The organism is Pseudovibrio sp. POLY-S9, assembly GCF_001431305.1.
Taxonomy (GTDB): Bacteria; Pseudomonadota; Alphaproteobacteria; order Rhizobiales; family Stappiaceae; genus Pseudovibrio.
The window spans coordinates 1-2,352 of the sequence record NZ_LCWX01000190.1; the positions used below are offsets into that span (position 1 = coordinate 1).

6 protein-coding genes are annotated in these 2,352 nt (G+C 52.4%); all 6 read right to left on the reverse strand.

Features of this window, described 5'->3' with window-relative positions:
• A partial coding sequence (locus PPL9_RS18360; protein WP_152986755.1) for a hypothetical protein occupies positions 1 to 500 on the reverse strand: 500 nt, incomplete at its 3' end.
• A complete protein-coding gene (locus tag PPL9_RS18365) occupies positions 493 to 720 on the reverse strand; it encodes a hypothetical protein (protein WP_057465972.1) in 228 nt (75 codons plus the stop codon). The genes PPL9_RS18365 and PPL9_RS18360, both read right to left, overlap by 8 nt.
• Entirely contained in the window at positions 720 to 1,109 is a 390-nt protein-coding gene (locus tag PPL9_RS18370; protein WP_057464049.1) for a hypothetical protein, read from the reverse strand. Before PPL9_RS18370 ends, PPL9_RS18365 begins: the two co-directional genes overlap by 1 nt.
• Before the next feature lie 21 nt (positions 1,110 to 1,130).
• On the reverse strand, positions 1,131 to 1,475 hold the full coding sequence (locus PPL9_RS18375) for a hypothetical protein (RefSeq protein WP_057464050.1): 345 nt from the start codon (positions 1,473 to 1,475) through the stop codon (positions 1,131 to 1,133).
• Positions 1,476 to 1,583: 108 nt separating this feature from the next.
• The gene (locus tag PPL9_RS18380) at positions 1,584 to 1,889 is read right to left on the reverse strand and encodes a hypothetical protein (RefSeq protein WP_057464051.1); all 306 of its coding nucleotides are present in this window, start codon (positions 1,887 to 1,889) and stop codon (positions 1,584 to 1,586) included.
• A gap of 35 nt (positions 1,890 to 1,924) precedes the next feature.
• Complete coding sequence (locus PPL9_RS18385) at positions 1,925 to 2,203, reverse strand: hypothetical protein (RefSeq protein ID WP_057464052.1); 279 nt, start codon at positions 2,201 to 2,203, stop codon at positions 1,925 to 1,927.
• Between the last annotated feature and the right edge of the window lie 149 nt (positions 2,204 to 2,352).

Below are 2,352 nucleotides of genomic sequence, written 5' to 3' on the forward strand. Positions count from 1 at the left end.
TCTGGCTCGCCAATCCAAGGTGTTGGCGCTGCAATGACGGCAACATCTGTGGTTTCCATAGAGCTGATGAAATGTTGATTGTGCTGCTTTGCCAGCCTCACTGCTGCGGCGTAGCTCTCTGCTGCCCATATTTCGTCTGGGCCGATGAAGTGAACGCCCCAAAGAAAGCGGTTCGCGATCTTGTCCAGCCTGTTCAGCAAGCAAGGTTCTCGGGTTTCGGAGGTGTCAAACACTTCACTGAGTACGCGGCGGACTTCTTCAAGGTTATCGTTGCAGCCTTTGGCGTATTCGTGGCTGGTGGTTGGCGGCATAAACGCGATGCCCATGTCGACGCTCTCCAGAGAACCCTCCATCTCTTCGAGTAGTCTGTCGCTCTCTGTGCTCTTAGCTGTCGCGAGTTCTTCTTGCAGCTTCTTAATCTGCGCGATCAACTCGGGTCCGGTGCCAAACCGGATTCCGTCCTCGTAGTAATCCGGGTTGCTGGTGTTCAAGCTATCCATGATCGTCTCCTTGATTGAAGGCTGAGATGGTGAGTAAGAGCTTTTCAAGCAGGTCTGCGGTGCGATCTCGCATCCCGCTTGGCATGTGCTGATTGACCTTTGTGGCGAGGTCGTCTGGAGCGCTCGCTGCCATCGCACTCAGTAACTCTGCTAAAGCTGCAGGGTTCTTTGTCAGGCATAAGCCGACATGGACGGGGTTGGCTTCTAACTCCAAGCGCATCATTCGCTCCTGCTTTCAACAAGTCGCTCAGGGTAACCTCGCAGCTTGATGTTGCGGACTTTTGGACCGCGTAGCCAAAGCGAATAGCTCACATAACCGTTGCGCAGTTTGTGGATGCGGTGCTCAAGTTCGGGGCGAACAATCCCGATGTTTCCGGGTTTCCATTCGCGGAACTCTCCGTTGCCAAGCTCTTCGATGTAGCCGCCTCGAAGTACAATGCGAATGGCCCATGCTGGATGTGTGTGAAACGAACCTTCATTGTCAGCTCTAATGAACTTGTGAAGCTGCATCTTGCAGCCAAAGAGTGACACGATGCGCTTGATGAGAAGGGTTGGACCCTCTTCGAGCGATCCTCTGATCTCGCTGTATTTAAGGGAAATACGGAACATGGCTTTCTCGTGGTCTTGAGTTCAGAGAATGAAGAGATCGTGGCATTCAGGAACTGTAGCCATGCCGCATGCCGCGATGTCGCCAGTGTCTAGTAAGCGTTGCAGGCGACCTCTGATCCGTTCCAGTTTCTCGAAACGTTCCAGTTGTGTGGCTGTGCAGGACGGCAGGAGGTACGTTTCAGCTAACTTGAACTGATACTCTTTCTTGCTCTTCGCGATGGCCACTCGAAGCATGCTGACGTGTCCGTCAAAGCTCACAAAGACAGCGTAGTCGGTTGCAAGATTTGCTTTATAGGCGAGAGACATGATCTCGATGATCAGGGTGTCGTCCTTAGAGAGTCCGTTTGCAGCTAGGTCGATTGCCATTGTGGTGGTTTCCTGATTAGAGGAGATGGGAAGCGGCTCAGGTGCGCCTTTCCTGAGCCGCTCATGCCGAGGCGACGCATTTGCGCTTGGGAGGAGTAACCTCGGCAATTAGATTGAACGGCCTGTAACTCGCGGTAGCGGAATGTCTGCTCCCGTACGACGCGAAGCTATTTCAACGGCTTTGTCTTCCAGCTTCTCAATTCGTTCAACGTCGAACCACTGGCCGTCGTTCAGTTTATTATCTTTCTCTGAATTAGGGAGCACGAACAGTTGATTGCAACCTGTAATGTGTTCTGATCGTGCCAGAACAATGCCAGTGAAGCCTGACAATGTATCTTTTACTTTGTCGCCTAACCCTATGCCGCAAAAAGCGTCGTTCTCTGTTGATCTGCCACGTCCGAATATCTTCAGCATCTTGGTGTCCTTGAGTTTGGTTTACAGTTCAGTCATCACGAGGTTTGATTTGCTTCGTCGCGTTCTTGGTAAGCGAGAATGACCTTCGCAGCGTGCCAAGCTAGGTTGATTTGATTGTCAGGCGTGAGAACATCAAAGGGCTGGTGTTTGCTCACGGGCAGGGTAGACCAGTAGGCTCGTGTTGCCGACTTCAAGGCAGATGGATTCAGGTCTTCAATTGAGAGGGAGCCGGTTCCGTTGCAGCGTTCGCACTCGCTTAATGCAAGGTGGAAATAGTCATCGCGTCCGGTTCCAACGCAAGTTGGGCACTTCATTGCTCGTTCTCCTGCTCTAGGGCTGTTCCATAGCGAGCCGGCTCCATTCCAAACCAGTAGAGCTGCCACATGCGGAGGGTGTTTACAGTGAAGATGAGGGGAAGGAAGGTCATGCTGCTTCCTCCATTGCCATGAGTTCGGGAACGTTG

Excerpts from the sequence above, each read along its gene's own strand:
- PPL9_RS18375 (WP_057464050.1), bottom strand. The coding sequence starts at position 1,475 with ATGGCAATCGACCTAGCTGCAAACGGACTCTCTAAGGACGACACCCTG.
- PPL9_RS18385 (WP_057464052.1), bottom strand. The coding sequence starts at position 2,203 with ATGAAGTGCCCAACTTGCGTTGGAACCGGACGCGATGACTATTTCCAC.
- PPL9_RS18370 (WP_057464049.1), bottom strand. The coding sequence starts at position 1,109 with ATGTTCCGTATTTCCCTTAAATACAGCGAGATCAGAGGATCGCTCGAA.
- PPL9_RS18380 (WP_057464051.1), bottom strand. The coding sequence starts at position 1,889 with ATGCTGAAGATATTCGGACGTGGCAGATCAACAGAGAACGACGCTTTT.
- PPL9_RS18365 (WP_057465972.1), bottom strand. The coding sequence starts at position 720 with ATGCGCTTGGAGTTAGAAGCCAACCCCGTCCATGTCGGCTTATGCCTG.